The following is a 17246-nucleotide window of genomic DNA, read 5'->3' as shown; positions in this document are numbered from 1 at the left end:
GCCTCAGGCCACCGTGTTGCGGAGGGTTCCCAGCGGGCCGAGGTCGACGGTCATCTCGTCGCCGGCCCTGAGGTATTCGCCGGTCGCGGCCCCGACGCCGGAGGGGGTGCCGGTGAGGATCACGTCACCGGGTTCCAGGGTCATCAGCCGCGACGCGTGGGCGATCAGCTCGGCCACCGTGAAGATCATGTCCTTGGTCGAGCCGTGCTGCTTGGTGACGCCGTTGACGTCGAGGCGCACCGGGATCGCCTGGGGGTCGCCGGCCTCGTCGGCGCTGAGCAGCCAGGGGCCGAGCGGCGCGAAGCCGTCGCACCACTTGCCGGCGAGCCAGTCGAAGAACCAGACGGCCTTGTCGTCGGTGTCGCGCTCGAAGCCGTAGTCCATGCTGCGCGCGGACACGTCGTTGGAGGCCATGTAGCCGGCGACGTACTCCAGCGCGTCGTCCGCCGCGACGTTGCGGGCCGGCCGGCCGATGACGACGGCGAGCTCGGCCTCCCAGTCGATCTCGTGGCTCACCTCGGGCAGCGGGATGACCGCGCCGGGCCCGACGATCGACGTGGGGGGCTTGAGGAACAGCCGCGGCGAGAGGCGCGTCTTGTCGAGCGGGTCGCCGCCGGTCTCGGTCACGTGGTCCTGGTAGTTGGCCGCGGCGGCGAGGAGCTTCCCGGGCCGCTGCAAGGGGGCCCGGAGCTCCACGGCGCCGAGCGGGACGGTCCTTTGTGGACCGTCGTGGTTCGGGAGTCCGCGTTCGACCAGCGCCTGCAGGTCGCCGTCGCCGAGCTCGGCGATCGTCTCGTCGTCCTCCAGGCGGCCGTGGCGGACCTTCCCGTCACGCAGATAGCTGACGAACCGCATCGAGCTTCACTCCCCGACCCTCGGTGATGGACTGCTGGGCGGCCTCGACCACCCGCTGCGCGCGGACCGCGTCGCGGGGGCCGAGCTCGGCGCGGCCCGTGCGCACGCCGGCGGCGAGCACGTCGAGCAGCGTGTCGACGGTGCCGGGGCCGATCCACGCGGGGCCGGCCGAGTCGGCGGTGTGCACCTGCAGCGCCGGGCGCAGGGCGTCCACGACGAGCACGCCGTGGGAGCCGCTGATGCGGTACCGGTGCAGCAGCAGGCCCGCGGGTGCGACCCCGTGCACAGCCGGCCCGCGGCCGACGACGATCGTGCTTGTCACTCCGCGCTCGTGGTCGAGCTGGAGGGTGGTGAGCGGGCCGCCGGTCGCGCGGACCTTCTCGACCGCCAGGCCGAGCAGGTCACAGACGGCGTCGATCGGGTACAGCCCGAGGTTGAGCAGCTCCCCGCCCGGCGCCGGGTCGCCGCCGGCCACGATGAAGTCACACTGGACGTTCCACGGCAGCCCGACCCGCCCGGCCCGGACCGCGGCCTTGGCCGAGCGCAGGGCGCCGCCGAGCCGCTGATGATGCGCCGGGACGATCACGACGCCGTGCTCGTCGGCCAGCTCCGCCAGCCGCTCGCACTCGGCGGCGGTGGCGGCCAGGGGCTTGTCGGCCAGCACGTGGCGACCGGCCCGGATCTCGCGCTCGATGGCCCCGGCCCGCTCCGGCAACGGCAACGCCACCGACACGACCTCCGCGTCCTCGTCGTCGACGATCGTGAACGCGGGGTGCCGTTCGAAGGCGGGGCGGTACATGTCGCGCTGGTGGTTCTGGGTTCCTATCCCGGCCTCGCCGAGCAGCCGCACGCGGATCATGCGAGCACCTCGTCCAGCGTCACGCGCTCGCCGGTCTGGATCGAGCGCTCCGCGGCGACGCCCATGGCGACCGCGAGCACCGCGTCGTCCACGGGCATCAGCGGCGGCGCGCCCCCGATGCTGTCCAGCCAGGCCCGCAGCTGCAGCGCGAAGCCGTTGCCGCCGGCCGCGGGCACGAGGGCCGGGCCGTTCTCGGCGTAGAGCACCGCGGCCTCGCCGTCCCAGTCCTGCCGGACGGCGCCCCCCGAGCCCGCGACGAACAGCTCCCGCTGGTTGAACGAGCCCGGCCGGTGCGCCCGGCTCATCTCGCACACCGCGGTGGCCCCGTTCGCGTAGTCCACCACCATCTCCAGGTAGTCGTAGATGCCCAGCTCCGCGGCGGTCTGCTTGTGGCCCCGGGCGCTCACGGCGACCGGCCGGGCGTCGAGCCACCAGGTGGCCAGGTCGAGCAGGTGCACGCCGTTGTGCAGGGCGTGCCCGCCGGACTTGGCCGGGTCGGCGACCCAGGCGCTCCAGTCGGGCCAGATCCAGCCGCCGAGGATGGCCAGCCGGACCAGGAACGGCTCGCCGATCCCGGCCACGGCCGCCTTGACCGCGCGGCCGTAGTCGTAGGCGCGGTGCGTGTGCGCCGCCGCCAGGACCAGGCCTTTTCCGGAAAACGCGGCCTGCAGGGCCCGCGCGTCGGCCACCGTGATGGTCAGGGGCTTCTCGATGAGCAGATGTTTGCCGGCGCCGGCGACCGCGGCGCCGATCGCGGCGTGCGTGAAGTTGGGCGTGCACACGATCGCCGCGTCGACGTCCGGCCAGGCCAGCGCGGCGGCCAGGTCGCTCTCGTGCGGGATGCCGCCCTGCGAGCGCGCGAACGCGGCGGCGCGGCCCGGGTCGACGTCGACGATCCCGGCGATGCGCGCCCCCGGCGTGACGGCCACGGCGGCACTGTGAGCGTCGGCGATGAACCCGGCGCCGACCAGCAGGATGCCGATCTCGTCCGTTGCCACCCGGCCCTCCTCCACTGCGATGTCCGACGACGTTTTTCACGACGTTTGGAACGTAGTTTCATGTCGCGCCGGAAGACTGTCAAGGTCCACTTTCCAAACATGGAACGTCTTGCCATGTTGTCGCGACGTGCTCTAGCGTCCCCGGCATGCCCTCTGCACAACGGCGGGAGGCCCCGCGCGGTCAGGCAATCGCGGAGCGGGCCGACCGAGTCATCCCCGGCGGCGTGAACTCATCGACGCGTTACATCGGTGAGCCGTACGCCTTCGCCGCCGCCGAAGGCGCCTACGTCACCGACGCCGACGGCCGCCGCTACCTCGACTACCACGCCGCCTTCGGCGCGATCCTCCTAGGCCACAACCATCCGGTCGTCAACGACGCCGTCCGGGCCGCGCTCGGCGGCATCGACCTCGTCGGCCTCGGCGTCACCGAGGGCGAGGTCGAGCTCGCGGAGCGGATCGTGGACATCATCCCGTCCGCCGAGTCGATGATCGCCACCATGAGCGGCTCGGAGGCCACCGCCCAGTCGATCCGGCTGGCCCGCGCGGTCACCGACCGCGACCTCATCATCAAGTTCCAGGGCGGCTTCCACGGCTGGACCGACTCCGTCGCCCGCAACGTCATCTCGGCGCCGGACAAGGCCTACGGCCGCGACCCGCTCTCCCGCGGCATCCTGGCCCAGGCCATCGACGCCACCCTCATCGCCGAGTTCAACGACCTCGACTCCGTCGCCGCGCTCTTCGACGCCCACCCCGGCCGCATCGCCGCGATAATCCTCGAGCCGATCCCGCACAACGTCGGCGCGCTGCTGCCCACGCAGGAGTTCGTCGAGGGGCTGCGCACGCTGACCCGCGACCGCGGCGCCCTGCTCATCTTCGACGAGGTCATCACCGGCTTCCGGCACGCGCTCGGGGGCTACCAGCAGGTCGTCGGGGTCACGCCGGACCTGACCACGTTCGGCAAGGGCATGGCCAACGGCTTCCCGATCGGCGGCGTCGCCGGCCGCCGGGACCTCATGGAGCACTTCAACGGCCGCACCGGCGACGTGCTCATGGCCGGCACCTTCAACGGCAACCCGGCCGCCTGCGCCGCGGCCCTGGCCACCATCGGCTACCTGAGCGAGCACCCGGACTTCTACACCCGCACCCACGAGCTGGGCGCCCGGATGCGCGACGGCCTCACCGCCATCGTCACCGAGCTCGGCATCGAGGCCACGGTGGCGGGCTTCGGCGGGGTGTTCGCGGCGTACTTCGCCAAGGCGCCCGTGCTCGGCTACCGCGACCTCATGCGCAACAACGACGCCGCGTACATCGCGTTCCACCGCGGCATGACCGAGCGCGGCTTCCTCATGCTGCCGATGGCCCTCAAGCGCAACCACGTGAGCGGTTCCCACACCGCCGCGGAGATCGACCTGACCCTGGAGGCGGCCCGCGAGGTGCTCGCCTCGCTGCGGCCGCTCCTGGAGGGATGATGCCGCTCTTCGTGAAGACCCCCGCCGGGTCCGCCGGGAAAGGGCCCGACGTCGCCGAGGTCGTCGCCACGGTGATCGCCGACGTGGAGGCGCGCGGCGACGAGGCCGTCCGCGAGTACTCCGAGAAGTTCGACAACTGGTCGCCGCCGAGCTTCCGGCTCGACCCCGAGCAGATCGAGCGCATCGTGGCCGGCGTGGACCGGCAGGTGATCGACGACATCCGCACCGTCCAGCGCAACGTCGGCGACTTCGCCCGGCGCCAGCTCGAGTCGCTGCACGACTTCGAGGTCGAGACCCTGCCCGGGGTGTACCTCGGGCAGCGCTCCATCCCCGTGTCCGCGGCGGGCGCGTACGTCCCCGGCGGCCGCTACCCGCTCGTCGCCTCCGCGCACATGACGGTCGTGACGGCCAAGGTGGCGGGCGTGCCCCGGGTGGCCGCGTGCACCCCGCCGATCCGCGGCGAGGTCCCGGCGGCGACGGTCGCCGCGATGCACCTGGCCGGCGCCGACGAGATCTATCTGCTCGGCGGCGTGCAGGCGGTCGCCGCCCTGGCCCTGGGCACCCCGTCCATCGCCAAGGTCGACCTGCTGGCCGGCCCGGGCAACGCCTACGTGGCCGAGGCCAAGCGCCGGCTCTTCGGCCGCGTCGGCATCGACCTGTTCGCCGGCCCGACCGAGATCCTCATCGTCGCCGACGACACCGCCGACCCGTTCATCGTCGCCGTCGACCTGCTCAGCCAGGCCGAGCACGGCCCCGACTCCCCCGCGATCCTGGTCTGCTCCTCGGAGCGGGTCGCCCGCGCGGCCCTCGCCCACGTCGAGGCGCTCCTGCCGGACCTGCCGACAAACGACTACGCCGGCCCCGCCTGGCGCGACCACGGCCAGATCATCGTGACCGGCACGACCGACGAGGCCTTCGCGGTGGCCAACGGCTTCGCGGCCGAGCACGTGCAGGTCCTCACCGCGGAGCCGCGCCGCGCCCTGGCCCTCATGCACGACTACGGCGCCCTCTTCCTCGGCGAGGCCACGTGCGTGTCCTACGGCGACAAGGTCATCGGCACCAACCACACCCTGCCGACGCGCGGCGCGGCGCGGTACACCGGCGGCCTGTGGGTCGGCAAGTACCTCAAGACCGTCACGTACCAGGAGGTCACCTCCCGGGAGTCGAGCGTCGAGCTCGGCCGCCTCTGCGGCCGCGCCGCGCGGGTCGAGCTCTTCGAGGGCCACGCCCGCTCGGGCGACGTGCGGGCGGCCAAGTACGCGGGCGACCCGCTGCCGTGGGCTGCGGGACAATACAACGCATGATCTTCAAAGACGGCCAGCGGGTCCTCTTCATCGGCGACAGCATCACCGACTGCGGCCGGACCGGCCCGCTGGCCCCGTACGGCGACGGCTACGTGAACCTGCTCCGCGCCCTGGTCACCGCCCGCCACCCGGCCACGGACCTGACCTGGCTGAACCGCGGCGTCTCGGGCGACACGGTGCGCCACCTGCGAGCCCGCTGGGACCGCGACGCCGTGGCCGAGCGCCCGGACTGGCTCTCGATCATGATCGGCATCAACGACGTCTGGCGCGCGTTCGGCGACCGCCCCGACGAGGCCGTGCCGATCGACGAGTACGAGTCGACCCTGCGGGCCCTGCTGACCGAGGTGGACTGCCCCATCATCGTCGGCACCCCGTACTTCATCGAGCCCGATCGCACCGACGCGCAGCGGGCCCGGAGCGACTTGTACGCGGACGTGGCCCGCCGGGTGGCCGCCGACTTCGGCGCGCTGCTGGTGGACACCCAGGCCATGTTCGACCGGCTGCTGGAGCACCGGGCCCCGTCGGCGTGGGCCCCGGACCGCGTCCACCCCGGCCTGGAGGGCCACACGGCCCTGGCCCTGGCCTTCCTCGACGTCATCGAGTCGGACTGAGGTCAGATGTCGTTCGATGATCGCGTGCGCAGCCCGTAGCGGCTCGCGACGGGGTTCCACACGTCCACGAACCGGGTCTTGGCCGCGCTGCTGTTCAGGGTCTGCCGCTGCGCGTCGTCGTAGTCGGCCTGCCCACCGCCGCCGCACCCGCTGGACTGCCGCGCCCGCCCCCACGACACGAAGCTGCGGTCGGCGGCGAGCGAGTAGCCGAGCGCCTCCTTGAGCATCGAGCGCACCTGCTCGCCCTCGGGGTCGCCGAACGGCCGTATTCACCGAACGGCCGAGGTGTTCCGCCCGGCGCACCGACACGCGGCGGTCGCCTGCGTCCGATCGCCAGCCGGACCGGACCGTCCGGCCGGTGCGTTCCGGCCGACCCGGTCAGCGGCCCGGGTCGACCAGGAGCTTCGGGCCCGGGCCGGCCGCCGGTGGGCGCCGGCCGGCCAGGGCCGCCGCGACCTCCTCAAGGCCGATCGTCGCGCCGACCAGTGGGTGCGGGTCGACCGAGCCGTCGGCGTAGGCGGCGATCGCGCCCGGCAGGCCCGCCGAGGCGCCCAGGATGCCCACCGCGGTCACGTCCTTGAGCGCGATCTCCCGGGTGTCGACGGTGCTCGGCACGCCCGACAGCCCGATGTACACGATCCGCCGCCCCGGCTCGACCAGGTCCAGGGCCAGCGCCGGGGCCGCGGGGTCGTTCGTGGCGTCGACCACGGCGTCCCACGGCAGCGGCGGCAGCTCCGCGCGGAGGCCGCCGGGGAAGCCGAGGGAGCGGGCCAGGGCCAGCTGCTCCGGGTCGCGGCCCAGCAGGTGGACCTCGGCGCCCCGCGAGCGCGCGAACAGCGCCGCCAGCAGGCCGATGGTGCCCGTGCCCAGGATCAGCAGGCGTTCGCCCGCGGACACGTTCGCGGCGAGCACGGCCCGCAGCGCGTTGCCGCCCGGCTCCACCAGGGCGCCCAGCTCGGCGTCGAGCGACGGCGGGAGGGCGTGCAGGGTGCGCGCCGGGACGACCAGGCGCTCGGCCAGGGCTCCGGCGATCGCGCCGCGGATGCCGACCTCGTCGCGGGCGGCGCACACGTGGTGGCGGCCCGCCCGGCAGCGCGGGCACCGGCCGCAGCCGATCATCGTGTCGCCGGTGACGCGGCGGCCCAGCCAGGACGGGTCGATGCCGGGGCCGGCCGCGGTCACCGTGCCGCACCACTCGTGGCCGGGGCGGACCGGGTACGCCGTGACGCCGGTCTGCAGGTAGCTCAGGCCGCCGGTGAACAGCTCCACATCCGTGCCGCAGATCCCGGCGCGCTCCACCTCGACCAGCACCTCGCCGGGGCCGGGCACCGGGTCGGGGACCTCCTGCACCGCGGCCCGGGACGGGCCGGTCAGGACGAGGGCGCGCACGCCGTTGGCGTCCAGTACGTCGTCGGCAGGCCCCGCGCGCCCACGGCGGCCGTGAACAGGCGGCCCGAGTCGGGGTGGGCGGCCCGCTGCTCCCGCGGCACGCCCCGGGCCGCGGTGGTGATGACCAGGACGTCGCCGGCGAAGGCCACGCACGACGTGTTCGGGGCCGGGACGGGGACCACGTCCAGCAGGGCGCCGGACGGCGAGCGGCACTCGACCCGGGCGCCGCCCCAGACGGCGATCCACAGGTTGCCGTCCGCGTCCACGCACATGCCGTCGGGGTGGCCGTCGGCGATGGTCAGCAGGTCGCGGCGCTCCCCCACGGCGCCGGTCGCCACGTCGTACTCGCGCACGTGCACGACCCCGGGCAGCGTGTCGATGCTGTAGAACAGCTCGCCCGACGGGCTCCAGGCCAGGCCGTTGGACAGGTCGAGGTCGGCGTCGAGCACCGTCACGCCCGCGTCGTCGAGGCGGACCAGGACCTCCTCGCCGCGGCGGTCGTCCTGGGCCAGGCTGCCGACCAGGAACCGGCCCGCAGGGTCCACGGCGCCGTCGTTGAGGCGGCTCTCGCGGTCGGCGGGCAGGACGCGCGCGACCGTCGAGCGGGTGCCGTCGAGCGCGACGGCGGTCAGCGTGTGCCGCTCGGCGACGAGCAGCGATCCGTCGGCGGCCACGGCCACGGCGCCGACGGTGTCGGCGAAGGCCCACGAGCGCGCCGGCGTGACCAGGCCCGCGGCGAGCGAGCCCTCGTGCACGGTGTTGGCCAGGATGTCGACCCAGAGCAGCCGGGATCGGGCCTCGTCCCAGACGGGGCCCTCGCCCAGGGCGTAGGAAGATGCCGAGGCCGGACGGGCGGAAAACGCCATGCCCGATAGTAGCCTCAGCCCATGGCCGGACGACGCAGTGCGCAGTGGTACGCCGGAGACGACCGCAACAGCTACATCCACCGCGCCTGGATGCGTCGCGGCCTGCCCGGCGACGCGTTCGAGGGCCGCCCGCACATCGCGATCGCCAACACCGCGAGCGACCTGACCCCGTGCAACGCGCACCTCGACGAGGTCGCCCGCAGCGTGGCCAACGGGGTGTACGAGGCCGGCGGCATCCCGCTCGACCTGCCCGTCGTGTCGCTCGGCGAGACGCAGGTGCGCCCGACGGCGATGCTGTGGCGGAACATGGCCGCGATGGCGACCGAGGAGATGCTGCGGGCCAACCCGATCGACGGCGTGGTGCTGCTCGGCGGCTGCGACAAGACGATCCCGGCGCTGCTCATGGCCGCGTGCTCGGTCGACCTGCCGGCGGTGGTGGTGCCGGGCGGGCCGATGCTCACCGGCACGTTCCGCGGGGTGCCGCTGGGCTGCGGGACCGACGTGTGGAAGCTGTCGGAGGAGGTGCGGGCGGGCACGCTGTCCGAGCGCGCGTTCCTGGACTCCGAGGCGTCGATGATCCGCAGCCGGGGGCACTGCAACACGATGGGTACCGCCTCCACGATGGGCCTGCTCGCCGAGGTCCTCGGCATGACGCGGCCCGGCATCGCCGGCATCCCGGCCGCCGACAGCCGCCTGCTCGCCGCCGCGCACGCCACCGGGGTCCTCGCGGTCGACCTCGTGGACCAGGACCGCCGGCCGAGCGGCATCCTGACCAAAGCGTCCTTCGAGAACGCGATCGTGGCCCTCGCCGCGCTGGGCGGGTCGACAAACGCCGTCGTGCACCTGCTCGCCATCGCCGGCCGCGCGGGCGTCGAGCTCACCCTGGACGACTTCGACCGGGTCGGCGCGGCGGTACCGCTGCTGGTGGATCTGCAGCCGGCGGGCCGTTTCCTGATGGAGGACCTCCACCGGGCCGGCGGGCTGCACGCCGTGCTCACCGAGGTCGCCGATCTGCTCGACCCGTCGGCGCTGACCGTCACGGGACGGCCGCTCGTCGAGGCCGTGACGCAGCCGATCTGGGACACCGAGGTGATCCGGCCGCGGGCGGAGCCGCTGCAGCCGCACGCCGGGATCGCCGTGCTGCGGGGCAACCTGGCGCCGGACGGGGCCGTCATCAAGCCGGCCGCGGCGTCGCCGCACCTGCTGCGCCACCGCGGCCCGGCGGTCGTCTTCGACTCGGTCGAAGACCTGCACGCCCGCCTCGACGACCCCGGGCTCGACATCACCGCCGACTCCGTCATCGTGCTGCGCGGGTGCGGGCCGCGGGGGTACCCGGGCATGCCCGAGGTCTCCAACACCCCGATCCCGGCCAAGCTCCTCGCGCAGGGGGTCCGGGACATGGTGCGCATCTGCGACGGGCGGATGAGCGGCACGGCGTACGGCACGGTCGTGCTGCACGTCGCCCCCGAGGCGGCCGCCGGCGGCCCCCTCGCGCGGGTCCGCACCGGCGACCTGATCACCCTGGACGTCGAGGCGCGCACCCTGCACTGCGAGGCCGACCTGGACGCCCGGGAGCCGTCGCCGGAGTTCCTCGCCGCCCTGGCGAGCCCGCGGCGGGGCTGGGAGCGGCTCTACGTCGACACCGTCCGCCAGGCCGACACCGGCGCCGACCTCGACTTCCTCATCGGCGCCAGCGGTGACCGGGTGGCGCGCGAGTCGCATTAGCGAGCACTAACGGACGTGTTCGAGCCTGAACGGTTCTGTTCGCTTGCTGGTGCGCATCGCGGGAGAGCCGCTGCCATAGGGCCATGAAGGCATTGAGATCCGTGTTGGTCGCGCTGGCCGTGCTCGCCGGCGCGCTCGTCGGGGCCGCCCCCGCCAGTGCGGCCACCGCGCTGGTCTACGCCACGTTCAAGGGCGACGCAGCCGCCGACGAGGAGCTGTGGCTCTACCAGTCCACGAACGGCGGCACGAGCTACAGCGTGCTCGCCGACACGAACTTCCGCGGCCCGACCGGCGTCCTGCGCGATCCCAGCATCCTGAAGTACAACGGCCGCTACTACATCGCGTACACGGTCCAGTCGTGGACCACGAGCAGCACGTACTTCAACATTGCGTCCAGCACGAACCTGACCACGTGGACGAACATCGCGAGCGTCGCGTCGGGGATCGCGAGCACGAAGTACACCTGGGCCCCGGAATTCTATGTCGAGGGCTCGTCGGTGAAGCTGATCGTGAGCGTCGCGGCGAGCACGTGCTCGAACTGCTTCCGGCCCTACGTGTACACCGCGCAGAACACGGCGCTGACGTCCTGGAGCGGCCCGGCGCAGATGTGGGGCCTGGGCACGAACCACATCGACACGTTCGTGGTGAAGTCCGGCTCGACGTGGCACGCGTTCACCAAGAACGAGACGACGAAGTACATCGAGCACTGGACGACGACCGCGAACCTCACCGAGGGCTGGGTCAACCGGGGCACCCTGTGGGCGTCCGGCTACGAGGGCCCGTCGCTGGTGCGGCTCGACGACGGCCGCTACCGCATCTACGTTGATAAATACACCAACGGCGGCATCTGGACCGCGACGAGCTCGGACCTCAACACCTGGACGGGGCTGAGCGCGGTCACGTGCGCCGGGTGCCGCCACGGAACCGCGACCGCCAAGTAGGGACACCGCCATGTCGCGAAGACTGCTGACGATGCTGGCCGTCGTCGTCGCCCTCCTCACCACCGCCGCCCCGGCCCACGCGGCCGCCGTCACCGTCCCCAGTGGAGTGCAGCTGCGCGACACCGCGGGCAATCTCCTGCACGCGCACGGGGGCGGGGTCATCCAGGTCGGCTCGTACTACTACTGGTTCGGCGAGAACCGCAACGCCAACGACACGTTCCGGTACGTCGACGTGTACCGCTCCACCGACCTGCGCACGTGGGAGTTCCGCAACCACGCGCTCACCCAGTCCTCCGCCTCCGAGCTGGGCTCGGCGAAGATCGAGCGGCCCAAGGTGATCTACAACAGCTCCACCGGGCAGTTCGTCATGTGGATGCACAAGGAGAACGGCACCGACTACGGCGAGGCCCGCGCCGCGGTCGCCACGTCGTCCACGGTCGATGGAAGTTACACGTACCGCGGCAGCTTCCGCCCGCTCGACTACATGTCACGGGACATCACGCTGTTCCGCGACGACGACGGTACCGCCTACATGATCTCGGCCGCCAACGAGAACGCCGACCTGCACGTGTACCGCCTCACGAGCGACTACCTCGGCGTGAGCGCCCGGGTCCAGCGCCTGTGGCCGGGCTCCTCGCGCGAGGCGCCCGCCATGTTCAAGCGCAACGGGGTGTACTTCCTGCTGACCTCGGCGGCCACCGGCTGGGGCCCGAACCAGCAGAAGTACGGCACCGCGACCAGCGTCACCGGCACGTGGAGCGGGCTGTCGAACGTCGGCGACAACACCGCGTTCGGCTCGCAGACGGCCTACGTGCTGCAGCTGGGCGGCTCGTACCTGTACATGGGCGACCGGTGGGCGGGCGCCTGGGGCGGGCCCGTCACCGACTCGCAGTACGTCTGGCTGCCGTTGTCGTTCCCGTCAAACACGAGCCTGAGCCTGTCGTGGGCGCCGCAGCTGAGCATCGACACGGCCGCCGGCACGGTGTCGGGAACGGCCGGGCCGGCGGAGCAGCTCGTGGCGCGGCACAGCGGCAAGTGCCTCGACGTGAGCTCGGGCTCCACGGCGGACAGCGCGCGCACGCTGCAGTACACCTGCGGCACCGGGCTGAACCAGCGCTTCACGGTGCAGGATCTGGGCAACGGCTACGTGCGGCTGGTCGCACGGCACAGCGGCAAGTGCCTCGACGTCAACGGCACCTCGACCGCCGACGGGGCGACCGTCCTGCAGTGGACGTGCGGCGGCGGCACCAACCAGCAGTGGCAGGTGCAGAGCGCCGGCTCCGGCTACGTCCGCCTCGTCGCGCGGCACAGCGGCAAGTGCCTCGACGTCGCCGACGGCTCCACCGCTGACGGGGCGGCCGGCCTGCAGTGGACGTGCAACGGGGGCACCAACCAGCAGTGGACCCGCCGCGCAGTGGCCTGACCCGACCGTCACCGGGGCCGCGGCGACCCGCGGCCCCGGTCTCGCGCCCGGCCGCATCCCGGGGGCAGAATTCGGTGCATGCCGGTCGTGATCGTGCTGGGAGGGGTCGGCGCGGAGCGGTTCACCGTCGCCGTCTCCCCGCCGGCCGAGCTGGCCGCGGCCCTGCACGTGCTCACCGGGCCGACCCACCACGCGGAGCGCGCCGACTGGGCCGCGGACGTGCTGCGCGGCGCCCCGGCGCCGCTGCTGGCCGGGCTGGACCGATTCGCTCCACTGTGGACGGCGCTGCGCTGGCGGGGGTTCTACCCGGGGCTGGGCGACTTCGGGCTGGACCGGTTCGCGGAGCTGACGGCGTTCGCGTGCGCCAGCGGGTACAGCGGCTTCGACTTCGGCCGCGTCCTGCACGACCCGGCCCAGGCCGCGCTGCTGCGCCAGACCGCCGAGCGCCTGCCCGACCCGCACCTGCGGCTGGCCGAGAACCTGCTGCGCGACCCGGCGGGGCTGCGCCGCGACATCGCCGGGTTCGCCGCCCTGTGCCACCGGGTGTTCTTCGCCGAGCTGTGGGCCGGGGTCGAGCCGGTGCTGAGCCGGGCCGCACACCGGCTGCGGCAGCGCCTCGCCGACGCCGGCCCGGCGGCCGCGCTCACGGCGCTGAGCCCGTCGACCGCGCGGATCGTGGCCGGCGCGAACGGGACGGACCGGGTGGTGTTCGACAAGGTGCACCACGCGGTGATCAGCCCGGCGCGGTCCCCGGTCATCCTGGTGCCGACGGTGTACGGCGCGCCGCACCTGCTGGCCAAGAACGAGCCGGGCGCGCCGCCGGTGGTGCACTTCCCGGTCGAGGCCGCGGACCTCGGCGTCACCCTCGCGCGCCGCCGGCTGCTCGCGCTCACCGACGCCCGCCGGGTGCGGCTGTGCCGGCTCATCGCCCGGCAGGCGATGACGACCGCGGACCTCGCCGACCGGCTCGGGATGACCCGGCCGCAGGTGTCACGGCACCTGCGGGTGCTGCGCGACCTGGAGCTGGTGCGGGTGCAGCGGCACGGCCGGCACGTGCACTACGCCCTCGACCTGGCCGCCGTGCAGCGCCTCGGCCACGACGTCGCCACGGCGCTGCAGCATTAGGATCCGTCCAGGAGCGGGGCGAGCACGGCCGTGTGGGCGTGCTCCAGGTCGCGGGTGGCAGTCAGCAGGGTGAGCGGGCCGGCGCCGGCGAGGTCGCGCAGGTGGCCCAGCGCCTCGGCCCCGTGCAGCTCGGCCCGGTAGCGCCGCGCGAACTCGGCGAAGCGCTCGGGCTCGTGGGCGTACCACTTGCGTAACTCGGCCGACGGGGCGACCGCCTTCAGCCACTCGTCGACGGCCGCGTCCGCCTTGGCGAGGCCGCGCGGCCACAGCCGGTCGACGAGCACCCGGCGGCCGTCGTCCGGGGCCGGCTCCTCGTACGCGCGCCTGACTCGCACCACCCCTCTACTGTGGCTCTGATTGCGACCGGCGGCACGGGGGTAAGAGATGATGATGCGAACGAAGGTTGTATCCGCGCTCGCGCCGCTCGCGCTGGTGCTGGCGGCCGCGGCCGGCTGCACCTCGGACGGCGGCGACGCGGCCGCGCCGGGGAGCTCGGCGCTGCCGGCGAGCGCGGAGCCCTCGGGCGCGGCGCCCGCGTCCAGCGCCGTGCCGGCGCCGTCGGGCAGCGGGGGCGGCGGCACCGGTGGCGACTCCACCCGCTGCCACCATGGCGACCTGCAGATCGAGGTGGCTCCGGCGCCCGGCGGCGGGGCGGCCGGCTCGCAGTACTCGTGGCTCAAGTTCGTGAACATGACGAGCCACCGCTGCACCCTGTACGGGTACCCGGGCGTCTCCTGGGTCACGGGCGCGAACGGGCAGCAGGTCAACCGGCCCGCCGGGCGGGACCCGAGCGCCAAGCCGGAGCACTTCGGCCTGGACGCCCACCAGCCCGCCCACGCGCAGGTCAGCATGCCGCAGACCGGCAACTTCGGCGACGCCGACTGCAAGCCCGTCCAGGCCGCCGGCTTCCGCGTGTACCTGCCGGACGAGACCGCCGCGGACTTCGTGCCGGTCCCGATGACCGTCTGCTCGGCGGACGGCGTCGGGCTCGCCCAGATCGGCCCGATGATCTCGGGCCTGTCTGAGTAGGGGCAGCCCCCGTACCATGCGGCGGTGAACCTCACGCGCCGCCCGGGCTGGGCCCCGGTCCTGCTCTCGTACGCCACGTTCATGCTCGTCGGCCTGAACGCCGGCGTCGGCGGGGTCCTCATCGTGTCCCAGATGGCCGACTACCGCGTCGACGAGGCCACGATCGGCATCACGTTCTTCACCTCCTCGGCCGGGTACATGCTGGCCGGGGCGACCGCCGGGGCGCTGCTGCACCGCGTCCACGTGCGGATGGCGCTGCTCATCGGGGTCGGCGTCTACGCGCTCGGCGCGGTGGCGATGGCCGTCCGGCCCGCGTTCGCGATCCTCGTCGCCGTGCAGCTGCTGGTCGGCTACGGCACCGGCATCCTCGAGTCGATCCTCAACGTCTTCCTCGCCGAGCTGCCGAACTCGACCACGCTGCTCAACCGGCTGCACGCGTTCTTCGGGGTCGGCGCGTTCCTCGGGCCGCTGCTGGCCGCCTGGCTGCTGCAGTACCTGGAGTGGACGTCGGTGTTCCTGGTCCTCGGCGTGCTGTGCGTGCCGCTGGCGACCGGGTTCCTTCTGGCGTACCCCCGCAAGGCCCCCGCCGTCGAGCACGCCGACGCGCCCCGGCCCACCGGCATGCTGCGCGACGCCCTACGCAGCCCCGCGGTGGTGCTCGGCTCGACGTTCCTGGCCGTGTACGTCGGGCTGGAGATCGGCGTCGGCACCTGGGCGTTCACGTTCCTGGTGCAGGAGCACGGCGAGCCGAGCGTGGTGGCCGGGTACACGGTCAGTGGCTACTGGCTCGGCCTGACCCTCGGCCGGTTCCTCATCAGCCCCCTCGCGACCCGGATCGGGATGAGCGCGGCCGCGATGGCGACGGCCTGCCTCGTGGGCGTGACGGCGGGGGCGGCGGTGCTGTGGGCGGTGCCGACGGCCGCCCTGGCCACGGCCGCCTTCGTGCTGCTCGGGTTCTTCCTCGGGCCGCTGTTCCCGACCGCGATGGCGGTCACGCCGCAGCTGGTGCCGCCGCGGCTGATGGCGACCGCGATCGGCGTCATGAACGGGACGTCGCTGCTGGGCGGGGCTGGGCTGCCGTGGCTGGCCGGCTGGCTGGCCCAGCACATCGGGATCTGGACCCTGATGCCGTTCGCGCTCGTGCTCTCCGTCGTGCAGCTCGGCGTCTGGCGCCTCATGGTCACCCGCGGGGGCGCCGGGCCGGACCGCGTGGCGACGCCGGAGCCGGCCGCGCCCGGCCTCTAGTCCCTGTCCTGCCCTAGTCGGGGCTGCTCGACCGCGCCGGCGCCGGCAGGTCCGGGGTGCCCGCCAGGTGGCTCACCCGCGCGCCGGTGTTGTGCAGTTCGTACGCGCTCTCCGCGTGCGTCACCAGGTCGAGCCCGGCCCGCTCGTCCTCGGGCCTGACCCGGAAGCCGACCAGCCGGTCGATCCCCTTGGCCACCAGCCAGGTCGCGCCGAACGCGTACACGGCCACCACCAGCACCGCGAGCGCCTGCCGCCCCAGCAGGTCGAGCCCGCCGCCGAAGAGCAGCCCGCGCTGGCCCCCGGTCACCGCCGCGGTCGCGAGCAGCCCGATGAGCAGCGTGCCGAGCAGCCCGCCGACGCCGTGCACGCCGGCCACGTCGAGCGAGTCGTCGTAGCCCAGCCGGTACTTCAGCCCGACCGCGTAGGCGCAGGCGACCCCGGCGATCGCGCCGATGACGAGCGCCCCGAGCGGGTTCACCGACCCGCACGCCGGGGTGATCGCGACGAGTCCGGCCACCGCGCCGGAGGCCGCGCCGAGCGTCGTCGGGTGCCCGTCGCGGAACCGCTCGACGAGCAGCCAGCCGCACACCGCGGCGGCCCCGGCCACCTGGGTGTTGAGGAACGCCACCGAGGCCGCCCCGCCCGCGGTCAGCGCGGAGCCGGCGTTGAAGCCGAACCAGCCGAACCACAGCAGGCCCGCGCCGAGCACCACCAGGGGCAGGCTGTGCGGGCGCATCGGGTCGGCGCGGAAGCCCAGCCGCGGGCCGAGCACCAGCGCGAGGGCGAGCCCGGAGGCGCCCGAGTTCACCTCGACCACCGTGCCGCCGGCCAGGTCGAGGATGTGCAGGTGGGTGGCGATCCAGCCGCCGCCGAAGACCCAGTGCGCGATCGGCACGTAGACGGCGAGCACCCACACGGCCACGAAGCCGATCCACGCGCCGAACTTGGCCCGGTCGGCGATGGCGCCGGAGAGCAGCGCCGCGGTGATCACGGCGAACATGAGCTGGAAGGAGGCGAAGGCGGCCGTCGGTACCGTGCCCGTGAGGTCGTGCGGCCCGACGCCCGCCATCCCGGCATGGCGCAGCGAGCCGATCAGCCCGCCGGCGGTGTCGGGGCCGAAGGCGAGCGAGTAGCCGGCCAGCACCCACACGACGGTGACCACGGCCAGGCAGGCGAAGGACATCATGAGCATGTTCAGGGCGCTCTTCACCCGCACCATGCCGCCGTAGAACAGGGCCAGGCCCGGCACCATGAGCAGCACCAGCGCGGCGCTGACGAGCAGCCAGGCCGTGTCCCCGGCGCTGAACCCTTCCGGCATGTCTCCCCCTCGATCTCCGGCGGCCGCGTCAGCGTGCCGGGCAGCCGTTTCGGCCACAGTTCCGAAGAGTTTCTGCTGTGTTACGCACG

The 17246-nt window shown here is 73.6% G+C and carries 17 protein-coding genes; 9 read left to right on the top strand and 8 right to left on the bottom strand.

Translation table 11 applies throughout. From position 1 onward, the window contains the following. Window positions 1–3: 3 nt before the first annotated feature. Genes AB0B76_RS27340 through AB0B76_RS27330 form a run of 3 tightly spaced genes read right to left on the bottom strand, consistent with a single transcriptional unit; the run spans window position 4 to window position 2712 of the window. A complete protein-coding gene (locus tag AB0B76_RS27340) occupies window positions 4–855 on the bottom strand; it encodes a fumarylacetoacetate hydrolase family protein (protein WP_360380692.1) in 852 nt (283 codons plus the stop codon). Continuing rightward, on the bottom strand, window positions 830–1714 hold the full coding sequence (locus AB0B76_RS27335; protein WP_360380690.1) for a Gfo/Idh/MocA family oxidoreductase: 885 nt from the start codon (window positions 1712–1714) through the stop codon (window positions 830–832). Before AB0B76_RS27335 ends, AB0B76_RS27340 begins: the two co-directional genes overlap by 26 nt. Beyond that, a complete protein-coding gene (locus AB0B76_RS27330; RefSeq protein ID WP_360380687.1) occupies window positions 1711–2712 on the bottom strand; it encodes a Gfo/Idh/MocA family oxidoreductase in 1002 nt (333 codons plus the stop codon). The genes AB0B76_RS27335 and AB0B76_RS27330 overlap by 4 nt, the downstream gene beginning before the upstream one ends. A gap of 224 nt (window positions 2713–2936) precedes the next feature. Between AB0B76_RS27330 and AB0B76_RS27325 the strand changes: the two genes are divergently transcribed. Genes AB0B76_RS27325 through AB0B76_RS27315 form a run of 3 tightly spaced genes read left to right on the top strand, consistent with a single transcriptional unit; the run spans window position 2937 to window position 6096 of the window. Beyond that, complete coding sequence (locus tag AB0B76_RS27325) at window positions 2937–4181, top strand: aspartate aminotransferase family protein (RefSeq protein ID WP_360380685.1); 1245 nt, start codon at window positions 2937–2939, stop codon at window positions 4179–4181. Between the two features lie 11 nt (window positions 4182–4192). Then, entirely contained in the window at window positions 4193–5485 is a 1293-nt protein-coding gene (hisD, locus tag AB0B76_RS27320; protein ID WP_360380682.1) for a histidinol dehydrogenase, read from the top strand. Then, window positions 5482–6096 (top strand): SGNH/GDSL hydrolase family protein, encoded by a 615-nt coding sequence (locus AB0B76_RS27315; RefSeq protein ID WP_360380679.1) that lies wholly within the window; start codon window positions 5482–5484, stop codon window positions 6094–6096. Before hisD ends, AB0B76_RS27315 begins: the two co-directional genes overlap by 4 nt. A gap of 2 nt (window positions 6097–6098) precedes the next feature. On the opposite strand, the gene AB0B76_RS27310 is transcribed toward AB0B76_RS27315, so the two are convergent. The 3 genes from AB0B76_RS27310 to AB0B76_RS27300 form a co-directional block, all read right to left on the bottom strand. Then, the gene (locus AB0B76_RS27310; RefSeq protein ID WP_360380676.1) at window positions 6099–6323 is read right to left on the bottom strand and encodes a hypothetical protein; all 225 of its coding nucleotides are present in this window, start codon (window positions 6321–6323) and stop codon (window positions 6099–6101) included. 151 nt (window positions 6324–6474) lie between these two features. Beyond that, on the bottom strand, window positions 6475–7485 hold the full coding sequence (locus AB0B76_RS27305) for an alcohol dehydrogenase catalytic domain-containing protein (protein WP_360380674.1): 1011 nt from the start codon (window positions 7483–7485) through the stop codon (window positions 6475–6477). Then, window positions 7467–8351 (bottom strand): SMP-30/gluconolactonase/LRE family protein, encoded by an 885-nt coding sequence (locus AB0B76_RS27300; protein ID WP_360380671.1) that lies wholly within the window; start codon window positions 8349–8351, stop codon window positions 7467–7469. Before AB0B76_RS27300 ends, AB0B76_RS27305 begins: the two co-directional genes overlap by 19 nt. A 21-nt stretch (window positions 8352–8372) precedes the next feature. Here AB0B76_RS27300 and AB0B76_RS27295 point away from each other — a divergent pair, with 21 nt between their 5' ends. The 4 genes from AB0B76_RS27295 to AB0B76_RS27280 all read left to right on the top strand — a co-directional run bounded on the left by AB0B76_RS27295 (window position 8373) and on the right by AB0B76_RS27280 (window position 13565). Further along, window positions 8373–10076, top strand: a complete 1704-nt coding sequence (locus AB0B76_RS27295) for an IlvD/Edd family dehydratase (RefSeq protein ID WP_360380668.1) — start codon at window positions 8373–8375, stop codon at window positions 10074–10076. Window positions 10077–10159: 83 nt separating this feature from the next. Continuing rightward, the gene (locus AB0B76_RS27290) at window positions 10160–11017 is read left to right on the top strand and encodes a family 43 glycosylhydrolase (protein ID WP_360380665.1); all 858 of its coding nucleotides are present in this window, start codon (window positions 10160–10162) and stop codon (window positions 11015–11017) included. Window positions 11018–11027: 10 nt separating this feature from the next. Beyond that, window positions 11028–12440 (top strand): RICIN domain-containing protein, encoded by a 1413-nt coding sequence (locus AB0B76_RS27285; RefSeq protein WP_360380662.1) that lies wholly within the window; start codon window positions 11028–11030, stop codon window positions 12438–12440. A 78-nt stretch (window positions 12441–12518) separates the two neighbouring features. Continuing rightward, window positions 12519–13565: a DUF5937 family protein gene (locus AB0B76_RS27280; protein WP_360380659.1), complete on the top strand. Its 1047-nt coding sequence runs from the start codon at window positions 12519–12521 to the stop codon at window positions 13563–13565. On the opposite strand, the gene AB0B76_RS27275 is transcribed toward AB0B76_RS27280, so the two are convergent. Continuing rightward, the gene (locus AB0B76_RS27275) at window positions 13562–13903 is read right to left on the bottom strand and encodes a DUF488 family protein (RefSeq protein ID WP_360380656.1); all 342 of its coding nucleotides are present in this window, start codon (window positions 13901–13903) and stop codon (window positions 13562–13564) included. The two genes, AB0B76_RS27280 and AB0B76_RS27275, sit on opposite strands and share 4 nt — an antisense overlap. A gap of 46 nt (window positions 13904–13949) precedes the next feature. On the opposite strand from AB0B76_RS27275, the gene AB0B76_RS27270 reads away from it, so the two are divergent. Further along, on the top strand, window positions 13950–14594 hold the full coding sequence (locus AB0B76_RS27270) for a DUF4232 domain-containing protein (RefSeq protein ID WP_360380654.1): 645 nt from the start codon (window positions 13950–13952) through the stop codon (window positions 14592–14594). A 24-nt stretch (window positions 14595–14618) separates the two neighbouring features. Further along, entirely contained in the window at window positions 14619–15839 is a 1221-nt protein-coding gene (locus AB0B76_RS27265; protein WP_360380651.1) for an MFS transporter, read from the top strand. A gap of 13 nt (window positions 15840–15852) precedes the next feature. On the opposite strand, the gene AB0B76_RS27260 is transcribed toward AB0B76_RS27265, so the two are convergent. Next, window positions 15853–17157: an ammonium transporter gene (locus AB0B76_RS27260; RefSeq protein ID WP_360380648.1), complete on the bottom strand. Its 1305-nt coding sequence runs from the start codon at window positions 17155–17157 to the stop codon at window positions 15853–15855. Between the last annotated feature and the right edge of the window lie 89 nt (window positions 17158–17246).

Source organism: Dactylosporangium sp. NPDC049140 (assembly GCF_040648435.1).
This window is presented reverse-complemented; position numbering and strand designations above follow the sequence as displayed.

Coding starts and splice junctions, on each gene's coding strand:
- AB0B76_RS27340 (WP_360380692.1), bottom strand. CDS start 855: ATGCGGTTCGTCAGCTATCTGCGTGACGGGAAGGTCCGCCACGGCCGC.
- AB0B76_RS27335 (WP_360380690.1), bottom strand. CDS start 1,714: ATGATCCGCGTGCGGCTGCTCGGCGAGGCCGGGATAGGAACCCAGAAC.
- AB0B76_RS27315 (WP_360380679.1), top strand. CDS start 5,482: ATGATCTTCAAAGACGGCCAGCGGGTCCTCTTCATCGGCGACAGCATC.
- AB0B76_RS27310 (WP_360380676.1), bottom strand. CDS start 6,323: ATGCTCAAGGAGGCGCTCGGCTACTCGCTCGCCGCCGACCGCAGCTTC.
- AB0B76_RS27300 (WP_360380671.1), bottom strand. CDS start 8,351: ATGGCGTTTTCCGCCCGTCCGGCCTCGGCATCTTCCTACGCCCTGGGC.
- AB0B76_RS27295 (WP_360380668.1), top strand. CDS start 8,373: ATGGCCGGACGACGCAGTGCGCAGTGGTACGCCGGAGACGACCGCAAC.
- AB0B76_RS27290 (WP_360380665.1), top strand. CDS start 10,160: ATGAAGGCATTGAGATCCGTGTTGGTCGCGCTGGCCGTGCTCGCCGGC.
- AB0B76_RS27285 (WP_360380662.1), top strand. CDS start 11,028: ATGTCGCGAAGACTGCTGACGATGCTGGCCGTCGTCGTCGCCCTCCTC.
- AB0B76_RS27280 (WP_360380659.1), top strand. CDS start 12,519: ATGCCGGTCGTGATCGTGCTGGGAGGGGTCGGCGCGGAGCGGTTCACC.
- AB0B76_RS27270 (WP_360380654.1), top strand. CDS start 13,950: ATGATGATGCGAACGAAGGTTGTATCCGCGCTCGCGCCGCTCGCGCTG.
- AB0B76_RS27260 (WP_360380648.1), bottom strand. CDS start 17,157: ATGCCGGAAGGGTTCAGCGCCGGGGACACGGCCTGGCTGCTCGTCAGC.